The following is a 15,809-nucleotide window of genomic DNA, read 5'->3' as shown; positions in this document are numbered from 1 at the left end:
GAACTCTTCCAACCTGCGTGAACCTAAGTCACAAGCAACCGAAAGGACAGAGGTGGCCCACCGGCTGTGGCCGTTTAGCCGCTGTCGGGTCGGCCGACCGACCGATGTGACACCGGCGCGCCGGTGTGAGTCGTACCCGTAAGACATGACGGAGGGTGGCGGTCCGCACGGACCGCCACCCTCCGGTGTGTACGCCTGCCGTCAGTCCTCGTCGGACTTCGCGCCGCTCATCCCCGAGGAGATCAAATCCATCACCGAGGAGTCCTGCAACGTGGTCACGTCACCGAGCGACCGGTTCTCCGCGACATCGCGCAGCAACCGACGCATGATCTTGCCCGAGCGGGTCTTCGGCAGCTCCGCCACCAGCATGATCTGCCGCGGCTTGGCGATCGGCCCGAGCGTCTTCGACACGTGGTTGCGCAACTCGGCGATGAGCTGCTCACCCGCGTCGCCGGCGATGTCGGTGCTGCCGCGCGGAATGGCGAACGCGACGATGGCCTGCCCGGTGGTCGGGTCGGTCGCACCCACCACCGCCGCCTCGGCCACCGACGGGTGCGACACCAGCGCCGACTCCACCTCCGTGGTGGAGATGTTGTGCCCGGACACCAGCATCACGTCGTCGACCCGGCCGAGCAGCCAGATGTGCCCGTCGTCGTCCTTCTTCGCCCCGTCACCGGCGAAGTACATGCCCTCGAACCGGCTCCAGTAGGTCTCGATGAACCGGTCGTCGTCGCCCCAGATGGTGCGCAGCATCGACGGCCACGGCTCGCGCAGCACCAGGTAACCGCCACCGCCGTTCGGCACCGACTGGCCCTGGTCGTCCACCACGTCGGCCACGATGCCCGGCAGCGGGGCCATCGCCGACCCCGGCTTCGTCGCGGTCACCCCCGGCAACGGGGAGATCATCATGGCGCCCGTCTCGGTCTGCCACCAGGTGTCGACGATGGGCAGCGCTCCGCCGCCGATGAACTCCCTGTACCACATCCAGGCCTCGGGGTTGATCGGCTCGCCGACGCTGCCGAGCAGCCGCAGCGACGACAGGTCGTGGCCGGCCGGAATGTCCTCGCCCCACTTCATCATCGTGCGGATCAGCGTCGGCGCGGTGTAGAGGATGCTGACCTTGTACTTCTCGACGATGTCCCAGAAGCGGCCCTTGTGCGGGGTGTCCGGGGTGCCCTCGTACATCACCTGGGTCGCGCCGTTGGAGAGCGGGCCGTACACGATGTAGGTGTGGCCGGTGACCCAGCCGATGTCGGCGGTGCACCAGTAGACGTCCGTCTCCGGCTTGAGGTCGAAGACCGCGTGTGTCGTGTACGACGCCTGGGTCAGGTAGCCGCCGGTGGTGTGCAGGATGCCCTTCGGGCGGGCCGTGGTGCCGCTGGTGTAGAGGATGAACAGCGGGTGCTCCGCGTCGAACGGCTGCGCGGTGTGCTCGGCCGACGCGGTCTCCACCGTCTCGTGCCACCAGTGGTCCTTCGCCGACCAGGCCACCTCCTCGCCGGTGCGGCGGACCACCAGCACGTGCTCCACCGACGGGCAACTCGCCACCGCCTCGTCCACCGTCGGCTTCAGCGCCGACGGCTTGCCCCGCCGGTAGCCACCATCCGCGGTGATCACCACCTTGGCGCTGGCGTCCTGGATGCGGTTGCTCAGCGAGTCGGCGGAGAAGCCGCCGAAGACCACACTGTGCGCCGCGCCGATCCGGGCGCAGGCCAGCATCGCGACCGCCGCCTCCGGAATCATCGGCAGGTAGATCGCCACCCGGTCGCCGGCCGTGACACCCAGCTCGGTGAGCGTGTTCGCCGCCCGGCAGGTCAACTCGTGCAGGTCGGCGTACGTGATGGTCCGGGTGTCGCCCGGCTCGCCCTCCCAGTGGATGGCGACCTTGTCGCCCCGGCCCGCCTCGACGTGCCGGTCCAGGCAGTTGTACGCGACGTTGAGCTGCCCACCGACGAACCACTTCGCGAACGGCGGGTTCGACCAGTCGAGCACCTCGTCCCACGTCTTCGACCAGGCCAGCCGGTCGGCCTGCTTCGCCCAGAAGGCGAGCCGGTCGGCCTCGGCCTCGGCGTAGGCGTCGATGGTGACGTTGGCGTGCGCGGCGAGTTCGGCCGGCGGGGGGAACTGGCGCGTCTCGTTCAGCAGATTGGCCAATGCCTCGCTCATGCCGTGACTCCTCGTCCTCGGGTGACCTGCGTCTCGCTGGGCACGAGGGTAGTCGCGGGTCCTCCGGGCGGCGACCGCTGCCCGCCCCGTCGCGCCGAGCGGCCCCCGCCGCGCGCCCGACGGCCCTCCCCACCTGGGTCGCCGCACGTGGCACCTTGCCCGCAAGGGGTGTCGGCGTTGAACGGGGTGCCGGGGCGGGTGGTCCGGGTCGCGCTGCGGCCGGGTGCGCCCCGCCGGGCCGGGCCGGGTCGTTAGCGTGACGGGGTGACCTCCGACCCGCTCGCGCCCCTGCTCGCGCTCGCCGACGTCCCCGCCGCCGTCGAACGGGCCCGGGAACGATTCGACCAGGCGCTCGGGCACCGGGCGCTGCGCCGGCACGGCGGGCAGGTCGCCGCCGAGGTCAGCCTCCGCTCCGCGGTGGCCAGCGCCGCCCTTGAGGGGGCCGGGCACGAACGCGAGGCGGTCCGGGCCGGCACCGTGACCGATCCCGTGCTCCAGGGAGCCCTGCGGGTCGCCGGGGCACTGCCCAGCCTGAGTGACCTGTGGCCGAAGGCACCCCGCCAGGCTCTCGCGAAACTGCACGTGCTCGCCGCGCGCGACATCGTGCCGGAGGCCGAGCTGGGCCGCCCGGTGGCCGACCCGGTGGTCGCCACCCGACTGGACGGGCTCGCCGGGCTGGTCGCCGGTGGCACGAAGGTCTCTCCGCTGGTGCTTGCCGCGGTCGTACACGGAGAGCTGCTGAACCTGCGCCCGTTCGCCGGGCCGTCCGGCGTGGTGGCCCGGGGCGCCGCCCGGCTGGTGCTGCTCGCCAGCGGCCTCGACCCGCGCGGCCTACTCGCCGTCGATGTCGGGCACCGCGAGCGCGAGCCCGAGTACGTCGGTTCGGCAGGTGCCTTCGCCACCGGCACTCCGGACGGACTGCGTTCCTGGCTACGCCACTACATGTCGGCTGTCGAGGTCGGCGCCGACCAACTCACCGCCATCGGCGACGAGATCCTCGCCGCCACCTGAGCGGACCCACTGCGCTGTCGCCCCTGTGCCCCGCCCCTTGCCGCGTCGATCATGCAGTTATGGTGGGCCGCAAAAGGTGCCAATCGGTTGAAGATGCCCACCACGACTCCATGATCGACCCGAGAGTGGGTGGCGCGGGGGTGGGGTGGGGTGGGTGGGGGGTTAGGCGGTGGTGGCGGCGCGGGTGCGACGGTGGCGGCCGTACCAAGCGATCCCGATCGCAACGCCCACCCCGACGCCCAGGGCCGCAGCGGCCACCGGGACGGCGGGTCGTTCCCGCAGGCGGCGGCCCAGTGGGATCGGGTGCCGGAACTCCAGGACCGGCCAGGCGTTCTCCGAGGCCAGCTTGCGCAGCTGCCGGTCCGGGTTGACCACACTCGGGTGTCCGACGCACTCCAGCAGAGGACGATCGCTGTACGAGTCCGAGTAGGCGTACGAGTCGGCCAGGTCGTAACCCCGGGCGGCGGCCAGCTCGCCGACCGCCTCGACCTTGCTCGGGCCGGCCGCGTAGAACTCGACCTCGCCGCTGTACCGGCCGTCCCGGACCGTCATCCGGGTGGCGATCACGTCGGTGACCCCGAGCAACTCGCCGATCGGGCGGACCATCTCCTCGCCCGACGCCGACACCAGCACCACGTCTCGCCCGGCCGCCTGGTGCTCCGCGATCAGCACGGCGGCTTCGGCGTACACATAGGGGTTGATCAGCTCGTGCAGTGTCTCCGCGACGATCTGGCGGACCTGCTCCACCTGCCAGCCCTTGCAGAGCGCGGCCAGGTAGTCCCGTGTTCGGGCCATGGTCTGCTCGTCGGTGCCGCCCAGCCGGAACATCAGCTGCGCGTACGCCGACTTGACCACATCACGCCGGGTGATCAGCCCGTCCCGGTAGAACGGCCGACCGAACGCCAGGGCGCTCGACTTGGCGATGACGGTCTTGTCCAGATCGAAGAAAGCGGCACTTCGGCCCACGGCGCGAAAGTCTAGCCGGATGGTCTATCGTCGGCGGGTGCCCGGGGGCAGGCCACCCGTCCAGACCTGCCGGCTGGCACCATTAATCCCGCTCTGCGTGATCACGATCACAGCCTGCGAGGAGAATTTCGCACTGAGTGGGGTCGGCACCACTCGACGTGACGGGTCCGCTCAGGCAGACTTGTCCGTACGACGAGCTTTCACATCCTCGAAACCGACAAGACCCTCAGCGGTTGCACCCCCCGTGGCCGCTGAGTGGTTCGGCTCGACCCCCCCGGAGCCGAACCTTCGACGACCCCCGTCTCCCCCCGGCGGGGGTCGTCCCTTTCCCGTGGGAGCGTGCCACCGTGGTCCCCCGGCCCGTCCAGATCTTCCGGGATGCCGTTGCATGGTCGGAGGCGGCAAGGCCGTCGGGGGTATGGGCGTGCTGGTCGGGGCTTTCATGTGCAGAGCCTCGGTCGCGGCTCTCGCCGACGTGGGTGGCCAAGCCGGACGCGCCACTGGGGATTGGGATCGCGTGCCACGGGAGAGCCGTCGGTGTGGGCTGTTCCGGTGGGCGGTGCGCTGCAAGCGGGAGGTCGATACGCCATGGGCCTCCACCGCCGCGGCGCGCCCATGCTCGTTGACCGGTCGACGTCGGCCACAGCTACCGGACCGTCGACCCCATTCGTGAGCCGAAGGTGCAACCGCTGTCACGTACCGCGACGTGTCGTTGCTGGCTGGCACACTCCGGCGCATGAGTTATGACCTGGCGGTGTGGGAGGGCGACAGGCCGGCCGACAACGCCGAAGCGCTGACTGCCTTCCAGGCTCTCTACGAGAGGTGTGTCAGTGCAGGCCAGATCCCGCCGACGCCGCGCATCCGAGCCTATGTCGAAGCCCTACTTGAGCGGTGGATCGACCTCACCGAGGACGACGACGAAGAGCGGAGCCCGTGGTCGACGGGGCCACTGATCGCGGAGGCATCGGGACCGTTCATCTACTTCCCGATGGTGTACAGCCGTTGTGCGGAGGTCTCGGCTGGTGCCGCACGAATCGCGGCGGAACACGGCCTGGTCTGCTTCGATCCGCAGTTGGGTCTGCTTCGGCCCGCCCCTGAAGAGCTGTAGGAGCCGTCGACCGCCCCAGGATGCGGGGGTGGCGTTGGGTGGCTGTAGTGCGCGCACAGCCGAGAAGTCCGTAGCGCGGAAGGGTCTCAGCGTCAGCCCACCCATGGCGAACGCGGTCAGTGCACCGCCAGACCAGTGTCGGTCGGTCTTCAGCGGATGCCGCACCGCCGCGTCACTGAGAGGTGCGGCGGCTCGACGCGTACCGGTGGCTATGAACAGCAACGCCACGGCGACCGCGACTGTCGCCCCACTGTGGTCGCTCGTAATGACGCTCCGGGGGGCGTGCGCCCGGTCGCGGGTCTACCGCGGTGCCGGCGCATCCGGATTGCCACCAGCACTGCTGCGGAAATGCTGACGCCCTGCGAGGCGATCACGGTTGAGGTGTGGTCGACGTCTGGCCCCGCGTGCCTCGCCACAAGCGGAGCGACCAGCTTGGTGCTGATTCACCGCCGAACTGCGAGTCCTTTGGATAAGCGGTTTCGGGTTGCCGCTCCGAACTGCGGTGGGCACGCCAGATTGTGACTAATATCCACTTTGACCTAAAAAGCGGGCACCTCTTGCTAAACCACCTTCAGAGGATGAGTCAGTCCAATACGCTGCAACTCGCCTGATAGGTGACGTTAAGTCATCGCAAAGTAGCTCTGGGTATGTCCGGGGTGGCTCTCTGGAGGGGTCATGAGCAACGACCGACGGCTGCAGCGCGCGCTGAAGCATGGCCGCGCCGCTTCAGGGCTGGGCTCTGCCCTGCTGGTAGTCGGAATGACGGGCGGGCCTGCGGCCGCAGCGCCACCCGAGGAAGCGACTTCCTCTGCCCGGGGCGTGCACGTAGGCACTCCGGGTCCGCTTGGGCAGTACGGCGGGTGGCCGTCGTCTTGGTCGACAGTCCGCCAGGACGGCGGCGATCTTGATTCGTCGGACCAGTTCCCGGGCACGTCAACGGACTGTGGCCCCCAGGGCTGGCAGGGCCCGTGGGCTAAACACGACGAGGGTAAGAAGCCGTACCCCCGCGATTCGCATGGCCCCAAGGGCACTCAAGGCCCCCAGGGCGACACAGGCGCTCAGGGTGCGCAGGGCGATGCGGGCGCTCAGGGCGCACGGGGCGCGCAAGGCTTCCAGGGTGCCCGAGGCGACAGCGGCGCTCAAGGCGACACCGGCGCCCAGGGTCCTCAAGGAATCGAGGGTGCCCAGGGGGACTCGGGCGCTCAAGGTGTTCAGGGCGCGCAGGGTGAGGCCGGCACGCAGGGAGCACAAGGTGCGCAGGGCAACGTGGGTGCTCAAGGTGCGCAGGGTGCGACGGGCTCGCAGGGTGCTCAGGGCTTCCAAGGTGCGCAGGGCGATGCAGGCGTTCAGGGTGCGACCGGAGCTCAGGGCGCACAGGGTAACGCAGGCGTTCAGGGCTCCCAAGGTTTCCAAGGTCTCCAGGGCGAGACGGGTGCTCAAGGTGCGCAGGGCGACGCCGGTGTGCAGGGCACGCAGGGTGTTCAGGGCACGCAGGGTGTTCAGGGCACGCAGGGTGTTCAGGGTGCGCAGGGCGAGGCTGGTGCTCAGGGCGCGGTGGGCGCGCAGGGCGCTCAGGGTTTCCAGGGCGAGACGGGCGCGCAGGGCGACGTCGGGGTCCAGGGCACACAGGGTGCTCAAGGTGCGCAGGGCGGTGCGGGCGTTCAGGGTGCTCAAGGTTTCCAGGGCGTCCAGGGCGACGCTGGTGCTCAGGGCGCCCTGGGCGCTCAGGGCGTCCAAGGTGTGCAGGGTGAGACCGGTACGCAGGGCGCTCAGGGCGTCCAAGGTGCGCAGGGCGAGGCCGGTACGCAGGGCGCTCAGGGTGAGGCCGGTGCTCAGGGCGCGCAGGGCGGTGCGGGCGTTCAGGGTGCTCAAGGTTTCCAGGGTGCCCAGGGCGATGCCGGGGTTCAGGGTGCTCAAGGTGCGGCGGGCGACGCCGGTGCTCAGGGCGCGCAGGGTGCGCAGGGCGACGTCGGAGTTCAGGGGACGCAGGGCTTCCAGGGTGCGCAGGGCGAGGCGGGCCTTCAGGGCGCTCAGGGTGCGCAAGGTAACGCCGGTACGCAGGGCGCTCAGGGCGCTCAGGGTGACGCGGGTGTTCAGGGTGCGCAGGGCGAGGCCGGTACGCAAGGCGCGCAGGGCGAGGCCGGTGTTCAGGGTGCGCAAGGTTTCCAAGGCTTTCAGGGCCCCGTGGGCGCGCAGGGTGTTCAGGGGGATGCCGGCGTTCAGGGTCCGCAGGGTGCTCAGGGCAACGTCGGTGCGCAGGGTGACGTAGGGGTTCAGGGGGCGCAAGGCTTCCAAGGTGCTCAGGGCGAGGCGGGCCTTCAGGGCGCTCAGGGTGCGCAAGGTGACGCCGGTACGCAGGGCGCTCAGGGCGCTCAGGGTGACGCCGGTGTTCAGGGTGCGCAAGGTTTCCAAGGCTTTCAGGGCGACGTGGGCGCGCAGGGTGTTCAGGGGGATGCCGGCGTTCAGGGTCCGCAGGGTGCTCAGGGCAACGTCGGTGCGCAGGGCGACGTCGGGGTTCAGGGGGCGCAAGGCTTCCAGGGCGACGTGGGTGCGCAGGGTGCGCAGGGCGTGGCCGGTACGCAAGGCGCGCAGGGTGGGCAGGGCGACACCGGTGCACAGGGCGCGCAGGGCGAGGCCGGCGCTCAGGGCGCTCAGGGCGCTGAGGGTGCGCAAGGTGGGCAAGGTGAGGTCGGTGCGCAGGGACCTCAGGGAGCGCAGGGTGACGCCGGTGTTCAGGGTGCTCAGGGAAACGTCGGAGCGCAGGGCGACGTCGGTGTTCAGGGTACTCAAGGTTCCCAAGGTTTCCAGGGCGACACGGGCGCTCAAGGTGCTCAGGGCGACAGCGGCGTCCAGGGGGCGCAAGGCGCTCAGGGCTTGCAGGGCATACAAGGACCCCAGGGCGACACTGGTGCACAAGGCGACGTAGGTGCCCAGGGTTTTCAAGGTGTCCAAGGCGCCCAGGGGGAGGCGGGCGCTCAGGGTGCGACAGGGGCTCAGGGGATCCAGGGCCCCCAGGGCGACGCGGGTGCTCAGGGCCTGCAGGGCGCACCAGGACCGCAGGGCGCCCAAGGTGCACAGGGAGTCGCGGGCAACGGGATCCAAGCGGCCTATATTCAGGGCCCGCTGACCGTGATTGCGGATACCCCCGTCAATTTCGGCTGCCAACCCGGAGACATTGCCGTCGGAACCGGTTATCAGCTCTCGGGCGCGGGTGTGAACCCGGTGCTTATCCAGCCACTCTCGACCAGCGGCTACCAGTTCACCTTCACCGGCGGAGGCGCCGACATCTGGGTGTCCTGCATCTCGTTGTCCGCGCCGCTGGCGTTTGCGCCCGCATCCAGCACGTCGGGTCGGGCGACGGCCGACAGTAGCAATGCCATCCGGCCGAACAGCGGGTCGGGCCGCCCCGTTAGCGTCCAGGAGGAAGAATGAGCACACGTCAGATATTCGGGTCACTCGCCTGTGGTGCGGTCCTGTTGACCGGAGTCGCGGGATGCAGCGACAAGCCTGCCGAGAAACCGCAGACGAGCAGCTCCGGCGACAGCGACAAGGCGAACGGCGACACCAGTGCCGCAACCGCCCCGGCCGATCTGCTGAAGCTCGGTGTCGAACAGGGCCAAGCCGGCAACTTCGACGCCGCGAAGAGCACGTTCGAGAAGGTGGTGGCGGCGGAGGCCGACAACAAGTTCGCCTGGTTCAACCTGGGCTTCATCGCTCAGTCGCGCAACCAGCCCGACGAGGCGGTCAACAACTACGACAAGGCGTTGGCGACCGACGGCAACTACAAGCCGGCCCTTTTCAACAAGGCGATTGCACTGGAGGGTAAGGCCCCGACGACGTCGATGGACATCTACCGAAAGGTCGTGTCGATCGACAACAAGTCGTCAACCGCCTACCTGCGACTGGGCATGCTGCTGTCCCAGTCCGGTGACGACTCCGCGGCGCGGGACGCCTTCAAGGCCGCGATCCGGCTGGACAAGGAGCTCACCTCGGCTGTTCCAGCGAAGTACCGCCCGGCTCCGGCCGCTCGATCCTCGGCTCCGGCAGGTAGGTGACCGGCCCAATGCACACGCCACGCGTAACGGTCTTCACGGGAAGCAACCGTACCCGTTTCATCGACGAATGTTTCCGCTCGCTTGTCGCGCAGACTTTCACCGACTGGGAGTGGGTGGTCGTCCTCAACCAAGGGTCTCGTTGGCGGCCGGAGAGGCACGACGACCGAATCCGGCTCATTGTTCAGGACAACCTGAACGGCGTCGGAGCCGTGAAGGGACACGCCTGCGCCGAGGCTGCCGGGGACATCCTGGTCGAACTTGACGACGACGATCTACTCAGCAGCGACTGTCTGCAACAGATCGTCGACGCCTTCGACGCCAACCCGGAGGTGGGGTTCGTCTACAGCGACACCGCGCAGATCCAGGAGGACGGTGGCCGTTGTGAGGACCGTTTCGCGAGTTCGTTCGGCTGGCGGCACTACGACGAGAAGGTGGACGGCCGCGAGGTGCTGGTCTGTCGGGCGTTGCCGCCGACACCGCACAACGTGAGCTATATCTGGTACGCACCGAACCACGTGCGAGCCTTCCGTCGGGACATCTATGAGAAGGTCGGCGGATACGACGAGTCGCTCGACGTCGCGGACGACGCCGACCTCATGGCTCGGATGTACCAGGTGAGCGATTTCCACCATATCCAAAAATGCCTCTACCTGCAGCGCATGCATGCCAAGAACACGCAGCGCATTCCCGATGTCAACGCCCGCATCCAGCAACGCACGGTGGAGATCTACGACCGGAACATTCAACAGAACGCGCTGGCCTGGTCGCGGCGGCAGGGGCTCCTGGCGCTGGACCTGGGTGCGGCCCACAACAAGCCGGAAGGCTATCTCGGCCTGGATTACCATGACGGGTCTGGCGTCGACATGGTGTGCGACATAACCAAGGGCGTCGACCTGCCGGACAGTAGTGTCGGGGTCATCCGGGCCGCCGACTTCCTGGAACACATTGTGGACAAAATTGGACTCTTCAACGAGTTGTACCGACTGCTCGCCCCGAACGGGATGTTGTTGTCGCTGACGCCGAGCACCGACGGTCGGGGTGCCTACCAGGATCCGACGCATGTGGCGTTCTACAACGAAAACTCGTTCTGGTATTTTACGGACGCCAACTATTCTCGATTCGTGCCCGAGATCAAATGTCGCTTCCAGGCGTCGCGCCTGGTCACGTACTTTCCGAGCGAATGGCACCAGGCGCACAACATCCCGTACGTGTCCGCGAATCTCATCGCGATCAAGGATGACGCCCTACGCAACGGCGGGCCGCTGAACATCTGACGATCGGCGGGGCGGCGGCCGTCCCGCCTGAACTTGGTGCCTAGCCGCCAAAGGCTTCGGCCAGCAGGGCCAACTGGCCTGGGGTTGCTCCCAGATGACGTGGACTGTGTATGCCGAGGCAGACGGGCAGGTCGCCTCGTTCGCCCCAGGCGCAGTCGCCCCAGAACCGATGGCTTGCTCTCAACAGTTCCCGTGCGACGTCGTCCGGTCGGTGCTTGGCTCCGACGGCGACGACGGCCGATGTCACCACATCCAGGGCCTCGGGTGGGATACCGGAATCGCCGACGCCGGGAAGGAGGAGGAGAAGACGCTCAGCCGGGCTGCGCATCGAGTCTGGTTGGCTCGCTGTCCTGACCAACTCGGCCCAGGAAAGCGCCGGGCCCTGGAAACCACCCTCCAGAGCGGCAGCGGTGATCGCCGCGTCGGAGCCGACCGGCTGAACCAGGTAGTCCCATCCCGAGTCGCCATCGAAGTTGCGAAAGAGGATGTGCAGGCGGTGGCCCCGGGCGAGGTCCAGGGAGATGACCGGCCAGGTGTCGTGCTGATGCAACGCCGACACGTAGTCCGCGACATCCGCCGGGTCGGTGCCGAAGGCCGCCGCCGCGGTCGTGGAGCCGCCCGGCGCGAGGAGGAAGGCCGGCCAGAACAAGGGGTCGTCCAGCCACGGTGTGGCGTCCACGAGGACTGACGCGGCAACCGGCGGTTGGAAGCCATCGAGGTAGCCACGCAGCGGCATCCGACCATCCTCGCAGACCGTGGACCGACAGTCCTCGGGCGCCGTCGTCGCCGTGGGCGCTGCCTGCCGGGAGCGGCCCGCTGTGTCCTCCCAGCAATTCGCGCGGTGGCGGACAGGGCGCGCGCGTAGCAGATCAACTGGCTCGGCGGGCGTTGTCCACAACCCACGTGGTTGTCCACAGGCGGCGCGATCGGGGCGGCTTGCCGTGCGATTTCCGAGCAGGGTCGGCGGCATACCAGAGCCCGACCGCTGGAGGCCGCGATGCCATCCCGTACCTCGGTTCCACCGATCCGCCGGCTTCCGCTGGTCGTCACCGGCGACGATGATCTGCTCGACGACCTGCTCCGGCTCGCCGCCGCTGGCGGGGCCGAGGTGGAGCTTGCCCGCGACCCGGCGGCCGCCCGCACTCGCTGGCAGCCCGCTCCGCTGGTGCTGCTCGGCGCCGACCAGGCGCAGTCGTGTCTGCGTGCCCGGATGCCGCAGCGACCCCGGCTGGTGCTGGTCGGCCGAGCCGGACAGTTGGACCCCGGCTGGCAGATCGCCGAGCTGATCGGGGCCGAGCACGTCGCCATGTTGCCCATCGCCGAGCCGTGGCTGGTGGACCGGTTCGCCGAGCAGGGCCCGGACCGCTCGGACGGCGTAGGCGCCCGGATCGTCGCGGTGCTCGGCGGCCGGGGCGGTGCCGGGGCGAGTGTGCTCGCCGGTGGCCTCGCCGTGACCGCCGCTCGGGCCCGGTTGCGCACCCTGCTGGTGGACGCCGACCCACTCGGCGGTGGCCTCGACCTCGTGTTGGGCTGGGAGCAGTTGGAGGGGCTGCGCTGGCCGTCACTCACCACCGCCGACGGGCGGGTGGACGCCCCTGCGCTGGTGCGGGCCCTACCCAACCGGGGTGACCTGGTGGTGCTCTCCTGGGACCGCGGCGAGATGCTGGCGCTGCCAGCGGCGGCGATGGCGGCGACCGTGGACGCTGCTCGGCGTGGTCGGGACTTCGTGGTGGTCGATGTGCCCCGACAGTTGGACGACGCCGCGGTGGTGGCGTTGCAGGCGGCCGACCAGGCGTTCGTCGTCGTCCCCGCCGAGCTGCGTGCCACCGCTGCGGCCGCTCGGGTGGTGGCCGCCGCCGCCCCACACTGCGCTGCGCTCTCGGTGGTGGTGCGTGGGCCCGCGCCAGGCCGACTTCGGGCGACCGAGGTGGCCCGGGCACTTGGGCTCCAACTGGCTGGCACGCTGCGCCCCGAGCCCGGGTTGTGCCGAGGGCTGGAACGAGGCGAGGCGCCGGCCGCCGCGGGTAAAGGCCCGCTGGCCGCACTGTGCCAACGGATCGTCACCGACCTGACCGGTGTGCCGGCGACGGGTGCGGCATGACCGGCCGGCCGCAGGACAGCACCCTCGCTGCTCGGGTACGGCAGCGGATCGCCGCCGCCACCACGCCGGTCACCGCGGCGGCGATCGTCTCCGCCGTACGGGCCGAGCCAACCGCTGCGGTGCTCGGCGACAACGCCCTGCTGCGGATAGCCGACCGAGTGCACGACGATCTGGTCGGTGCCGGGCCGCTGGCCCCACTGCTCGCCGACCCGGAGGTCACCGACGTCCTCGTCAACGGGACCCGGGTCTGGGTCGACCGTGGTTCCGGGCTGCAGCAGGTCGCGGTCCCGTTGGGCTCGATCGAGGACGTCCGCCGGTTGGCACAGCGGCTGATCGCCAGCGCCGGCCGGCGGCTTGACGACGGCTCCCCGTACGCGGACGCCCGGCTCTCCGACGGCACGCGTCTGCACGCCGTGCTGCCGCCGGTGGCGACCGAGGGTCCCTACCTGTCCCTGCGGACCTTCCGACATCGACCGTTCACGCTCGATGAGTTGGTCCGCCACGGGACCGTGCCGCGCCCGGTGGCGCCGCTGCTCGCAGCCGTCGTGGCTGCCCGCCTGGCGTACCTGGTAACCGGGGGAACGGGATCGGGCAAGACGACTCTGCTCAACACACTCTTGGGGTTGGTGCCGGCCACCGAGCGGATCGTGCTGGTGGAGGACGCCGCCGAGCTGCGTCCGGGGCACCCGCACGTGGTGGGGCTTCAGGTGCGTACCGCCAATGTGGAGGGCACGGGCGTGGTCGGCCTCGGCGACCTGGTCCGGCAGGCGTTGCGGATGCGTCCGGACCGCCTGGTGGTCGGGGAGTGCCGGGGCGGTGAGGTGGTCGACCTGCTCGCAGCGCTCAATACCGGCCACGACGGAGGCGCCGGCACGTTGCACGCCAACACCCCCTCCGACGTGCCGGCCCGACTGGAGGCGCTGGGCATGTTGGGTGGGCTGCCGCGCGCCGCGCTACACGCCCAGGTGGCCGCCGCGCTGCAGGTGCTGTTTCAGGTACGGCGCGGCGACCGGGGACGCATCCTGGAGTCGGTCTGCCTTCTCCTGCCCGAGGGGCCGGAACGGTTGGTGACCGTGGTGCCCGCCTGGGTACGCGGCAGCGGGCTCGGATTGGCCGCCCGCGCACTTGGCGCGCTGCTCCGGGAGCGTGGCGTGGCGGTGCCGCCGATCCTGAGTGAGCCGTGGCCCGGATCGGCGGGCCCGGCATGAGCGGCGCGACCATGCTGGTGGCGGCGCTGCTGCTCGTCGTAGCCGCTCTGCTGGCGTGGCCCGTGCACACCATCCGGGCCCGCCGACGTCGGGTGCTGACGACGGGACGCGGGGCCGGCGGAGCTGATCCCAACGACGCACTCGTGGAGTGGATCCGGGAACTCGGCCGCACGCCGGACGGTCTGGCCGACGGGCCCGGCGACTCGCCGACCCCGGACGGCCCGGTAGGCATCCCGTATCGCTCGCGGTCCACCGTGGCTCTGGGCGGGAAACCATCCGCACTCGGCTGGCCCAGCCGGGACGTCGCCGGCAGCCCGGCACGCTGGCCCGGGGCGACGGGCGGGTCGGTGGGGTTCGCCCGTCCCGTAGGCCCGAACCGTCCGCCGACCCGCCGGGATCCCCGACGTCCGGCCGGCACCGTCGGGCCCGAGGCCACGATCCGGGATGCGGAACGACGAGGCGGCGCCTCCCTGGCCGCGACGACGATCGTCGGCGGCGATGCAGGTGTGGGCCATCGGGACGACGTCTCGCACGCGGTGACGGCCTCCGGGCGCGGCGATGTGGCGGACAGCCGGGGTGACACCGCCGGTGCGGCAACGGCCGAGGGACGCCCGGGCAACCGGTTCATCGGCTCGGCCGATGGGCCGAGTGGGGTGGTGCGGCTGCGCGCACCGCGCTCGTCGAGGCGTGTGCTGCCGCTGGTCGGGGTGCTGGGAGGTGGTGTCGGCGCCGTGGTCGGCGGCCCGGTGGCAGCGGTCGTGGTGGGCGGGTACGCCACACTGGCCGTGCGTGCCGTGCTGCGCTGGCGAGTGAACCGCGGCGCCGAGCGAAGGCGGCGACGTGGGCTCGACCAACTGTGTGGCCTCGCGGCGGACCTTCGGGCCGGCCTGCCCGTCCAGCGCGCGATCGAGGCCGCCACCGATGGGCGGGATAACTCGGACCGGCTGCGTCAGCTGACCGCGGCGGCGGTGCGACTGGCCGACCGGACCGGAGCGCCGCTGGCGGACCTCGTCGAGCGGATCGAGGCCGACGCTCGGGCGGCCGACCGGGGTCTGGCTGCCGCGGCGGCCCAGGCAGCCGGCGCCCGGGCCACGGCCTGGTTGCTGGCGGCGTTGCCGGTGGGTGGGATCGGGCTCGGGTACGGGATAGGCGTCGACCCGTTGGCGGTGCTGCTGCACAACAGCGTCGGCGGGTCCTGTGCGGTCCTCGCGGTGGTCCTGCAGGTCGTGGGCCTCCTCTGGGCGGAACGGCTGGGCGCGGCGCCGGGGCGGGCCGGATGAGGTCGCGAAGTCCGGCGAGCCAACGCAGCGTGGTCGGCGGGCGGCGGCCGGACGCGATCCGCCTCGCCGCAGGGCTGGGTGGGCTCGCCGTAGCCGTGGTCGTCGAGGGCTGGCTGGGGCTGCTCGGTGCGGTGCCGACCGCGTTCGTGCTGGATCTCCTGCTGCGGCGGATCGAGTCGCCGGGCGTGCGCAAACGGCGGCTGCAGGAGGCCGTCGAGCTGCCGCTCGCGGTCGACCTGCTGGCCGCCGCGATGCGGGCGGGCGCACCTGTGGATCGCTCGGTGCTTGCCGTCGCCGAGGCTCTGGACGGACCACTCGCCGCGCGGTTGGCGCGGACCGGCCGCACGCTGCTGCTCGGCGGTGGGCCGGCGGAAGCGTGGTCCGCGCTGGACGGAGTGCCCGGTGCGGAGCGGTTGACCGCTGCGGCGTTGCGTTCGGCCAACAGCGGCGCCGCCCTGGCCGGCGCGCTGACCCGGCTCGCCGACGACCTACGCGCCGACCGGGCCACCGCCGCCGAGGCGTCAGCCCGTCGGGCGGGCGTGCTCATCGTCCTGCCGCTGGGGCTCTGCTTCCTGCCGGCGTTCATTCTCGCCGGCCTGGTGCCGGTGATCGTCGCCGTACTCGGCGACGTGCTCTGACC

Annotated in this window: 13 protein-coding genes; 9 read left to right on the top strand and 4 right to left on the bottom strand. The window is 70.5% G+C overall.

The window, feature by feature from the left end; genetic code table 11:
* Positions 1 to 201 precede the first annotated feature (201 nt).
* Entirely contained in the window at positions 202 to 2,166 is a 1,965-nt protein-coding gene (acs, locus tag AB0B57_RS13190) for an acetate--CoA ligase (protein ID WP_357068582.1), read from the bottom strand.
* 264 nt (positions 2,167 to 2,430) lie between these two features.
* Between acs and AB0B57_RS13185 the strand changes: the two genes are divergently transcribed.
* Entirely contained in the window at positions 2,431 to 3,177 is a 747-nt protein-coding gene (locus AB0B57_RS13185) for an oxidoreductase (protein ID WP_357068580.1), read from the top strand.
* 162 nt (positions 3,178 to 3,339) lie between these two features.
* On the opposite strand, the gene AB0B57_RS13180 is transcribed toward AB0B57_RS13185, so the two are convergent.
* Positions 3,340 to 4,143: an HAD-IB family hydrolase gene (locus AB0B57_RS13180; protein ID WP_357068578.1), complete on the bottom strand. Its 804-nt coding sequence runs from the start codon at positions 4,141 to 4,143 to the stop codon at positions 3,340 to 3,342.
* Between the two features lie 736 nt (positions 4,144 to 4,879).
* Between AB0B57_RS13180 and AB0B57_RS13175 the strand changes: the two genes are divergently transcribed.
* On the top strand, positions 4,880 to 5,251 hold the full coding sequence (locus tag AB0B57_RS13175; RefSeq protein ID WP_357068576.1) for a hypothetical protein: 372 nt from the start codon (positions 4,880 to 4,882) through the stop codon (positions 5,249 to 5,251).
* Between the two features lie 933 nt (positions 5,252 to 6,184).
* Here AB0B57_RS13175 and AB0B57_RS13170 read toward each other — a convergent pair.
* Positions 6,185 to 8,203, bottom strand: a complete 2,019-nt coding sequence (locus AB0B57_RS13170; protein WP_357068573.1) for a hypothetical protein — start codon at positions 8,201 to 8,203, stop codon at positions 6,185 to 6,187.
* Between the two features lie 177 nt (positions 8,204 to 8,380).
* Here AB0B57_RS13170 and AB0B57_RS13165 point away from each other — a divergent pair, with 177 nt between their 5' ends.
* The 3 genes from AB0B57_RS13165 to AB0B57_RS13155 are packed head-to-tail and all read left to right on the top strand — an operon-like array spanning position 8,381 to position 10,580.
* Positions 8,381 to 8,683 carry a hypothetical protein gene (locus AB0B57_RS13165; RefSeq protein WP_357068571.1) on the top strand — a complete coding sequence of 101 codons (303 nt, stop codon included), beginning with the start codon at positions 8,381 to 8,383 and terminating at the stop codon, positions 8,681 to 8,683.
* Positions 8,680 to 9,306 carry a tetratricopeptide repeat protein gene (locus tag AB0B57_RS13160; RefSeq protein WP_357068570.1) on the top strand — a complete coding sequence of 209 codons (627 nt, stop codon included), beginning with the start codon at positions 8,680 to 8,682 and terminating at the stop codon, positions 9,304 to 9,306. The genes AB0B57_RS13165 and AB0B57_RS13160 overlap by 4 nt, the downstream gene beginning before the upstream one ends.
* Positions 9,307 to 9,314: 8 nt before the next feature.
* Entirely contained in the window at positions 9,315 to 10,580 is a 1,266-nt protein-coding gene (locus AB0B57_RS13155; protein ID WP_357068569.1) for a glycosyltransferase, read from the top strand.
* 40 nt (positions 10,581 to 10,620) lie between these two features.
* Here AB0B57_RS13155 and AB0B57_RS13150 read toward each other — a convergent pair whose 3' ends face one another.
* A complete protein-coding gene (locus AB0B57_RS13150) occupies positions 10,621 to 11,316 on the bottom strand; it encodes a hypothetical protein (protein ID WP_357068567.1) in 696 nt (231 codons plus the stop codon).
* 261 nt (positions 11,317 to 11,577) lie between these two features.
* Between AB0B57_RS13150 and ssd the strand changes: the two genes are divergently transcribed.
* Genes ssd through AB0B57_RS13130 form a run of 4 tightly spaced genes read left to right on the top strand, consistent with a single transcriptional unit; the run spans position 11,578 to position 15,807 of the window.
* On the top strand, positions 11,578 to 12,681 hold the full coding sequence (gene ssd / locus AB0B57_RS13145) for a septum site-determining protein Ssd (protein WP_357068565.1): 1,104 nt from the start codon (positions 11,578 to 11,580) through the stop codon (positions 12,679 to 12,681).
* Positions 12,678 to 13,889, top strand: a complete 1,212-nt coding sequence (locus AB0B57_RS13140) for a TadA family conjugal transfer-associated ATPase (protein ID WP_357068563.1) — start codon at positions 12,678 to 12,680, stop codon at positions 13,887 to 13,889. Before ssd ends, AB0B57_RS13140 begins: the two co-directional genes overlap by 4 nt.
* On the top strand, positions 13,886 to 15,169 hold the full coding sequence (locus AB0B57_RS13135) for a hypothetical protein (protein ID WP_357068561.1): 1,284 nt from the start codon (positions 13,886 to 13,888) through the stop codon (positions 15,167 to 15,169). The genes AB0B57_RS13140 and AB0B57_RS13135 overlap by 4 nt, the downstream gene beginning before the upstream one ends.
* Positions 15,166 to 15,807, top strand: a complete 642-nt coding sequence (locus AB0B57_RS13130) for a type II secretion system F family protein (RefSeq protein ID WP_357068559.1) — start codon at positions 15,166 to 15,168, stop codon at positions 15,805 to 15,807. Before AB0B57_RS13135 ends, AB0B57_RS13130 begins: the two co-directional genes overlap by 4 nt.
* The last annotated feature ends 2 nt before the right edge of the window (positions 15,808 to 15,809 follow it).

The organism is Micromonospora sp. NPDC049101 (assembly GCF_040648675.1).
Lineage (GTDB): Bacteria > Actinomycetota > Actinomycetes > Mycobacteriales > Micromonosporaceae > Micromonospora.
The sequence above is the reverse complement of the archived record's forward strand: the minus strand, read 5'-3'. Positions and strand labels throughout refer to the sequence as shown.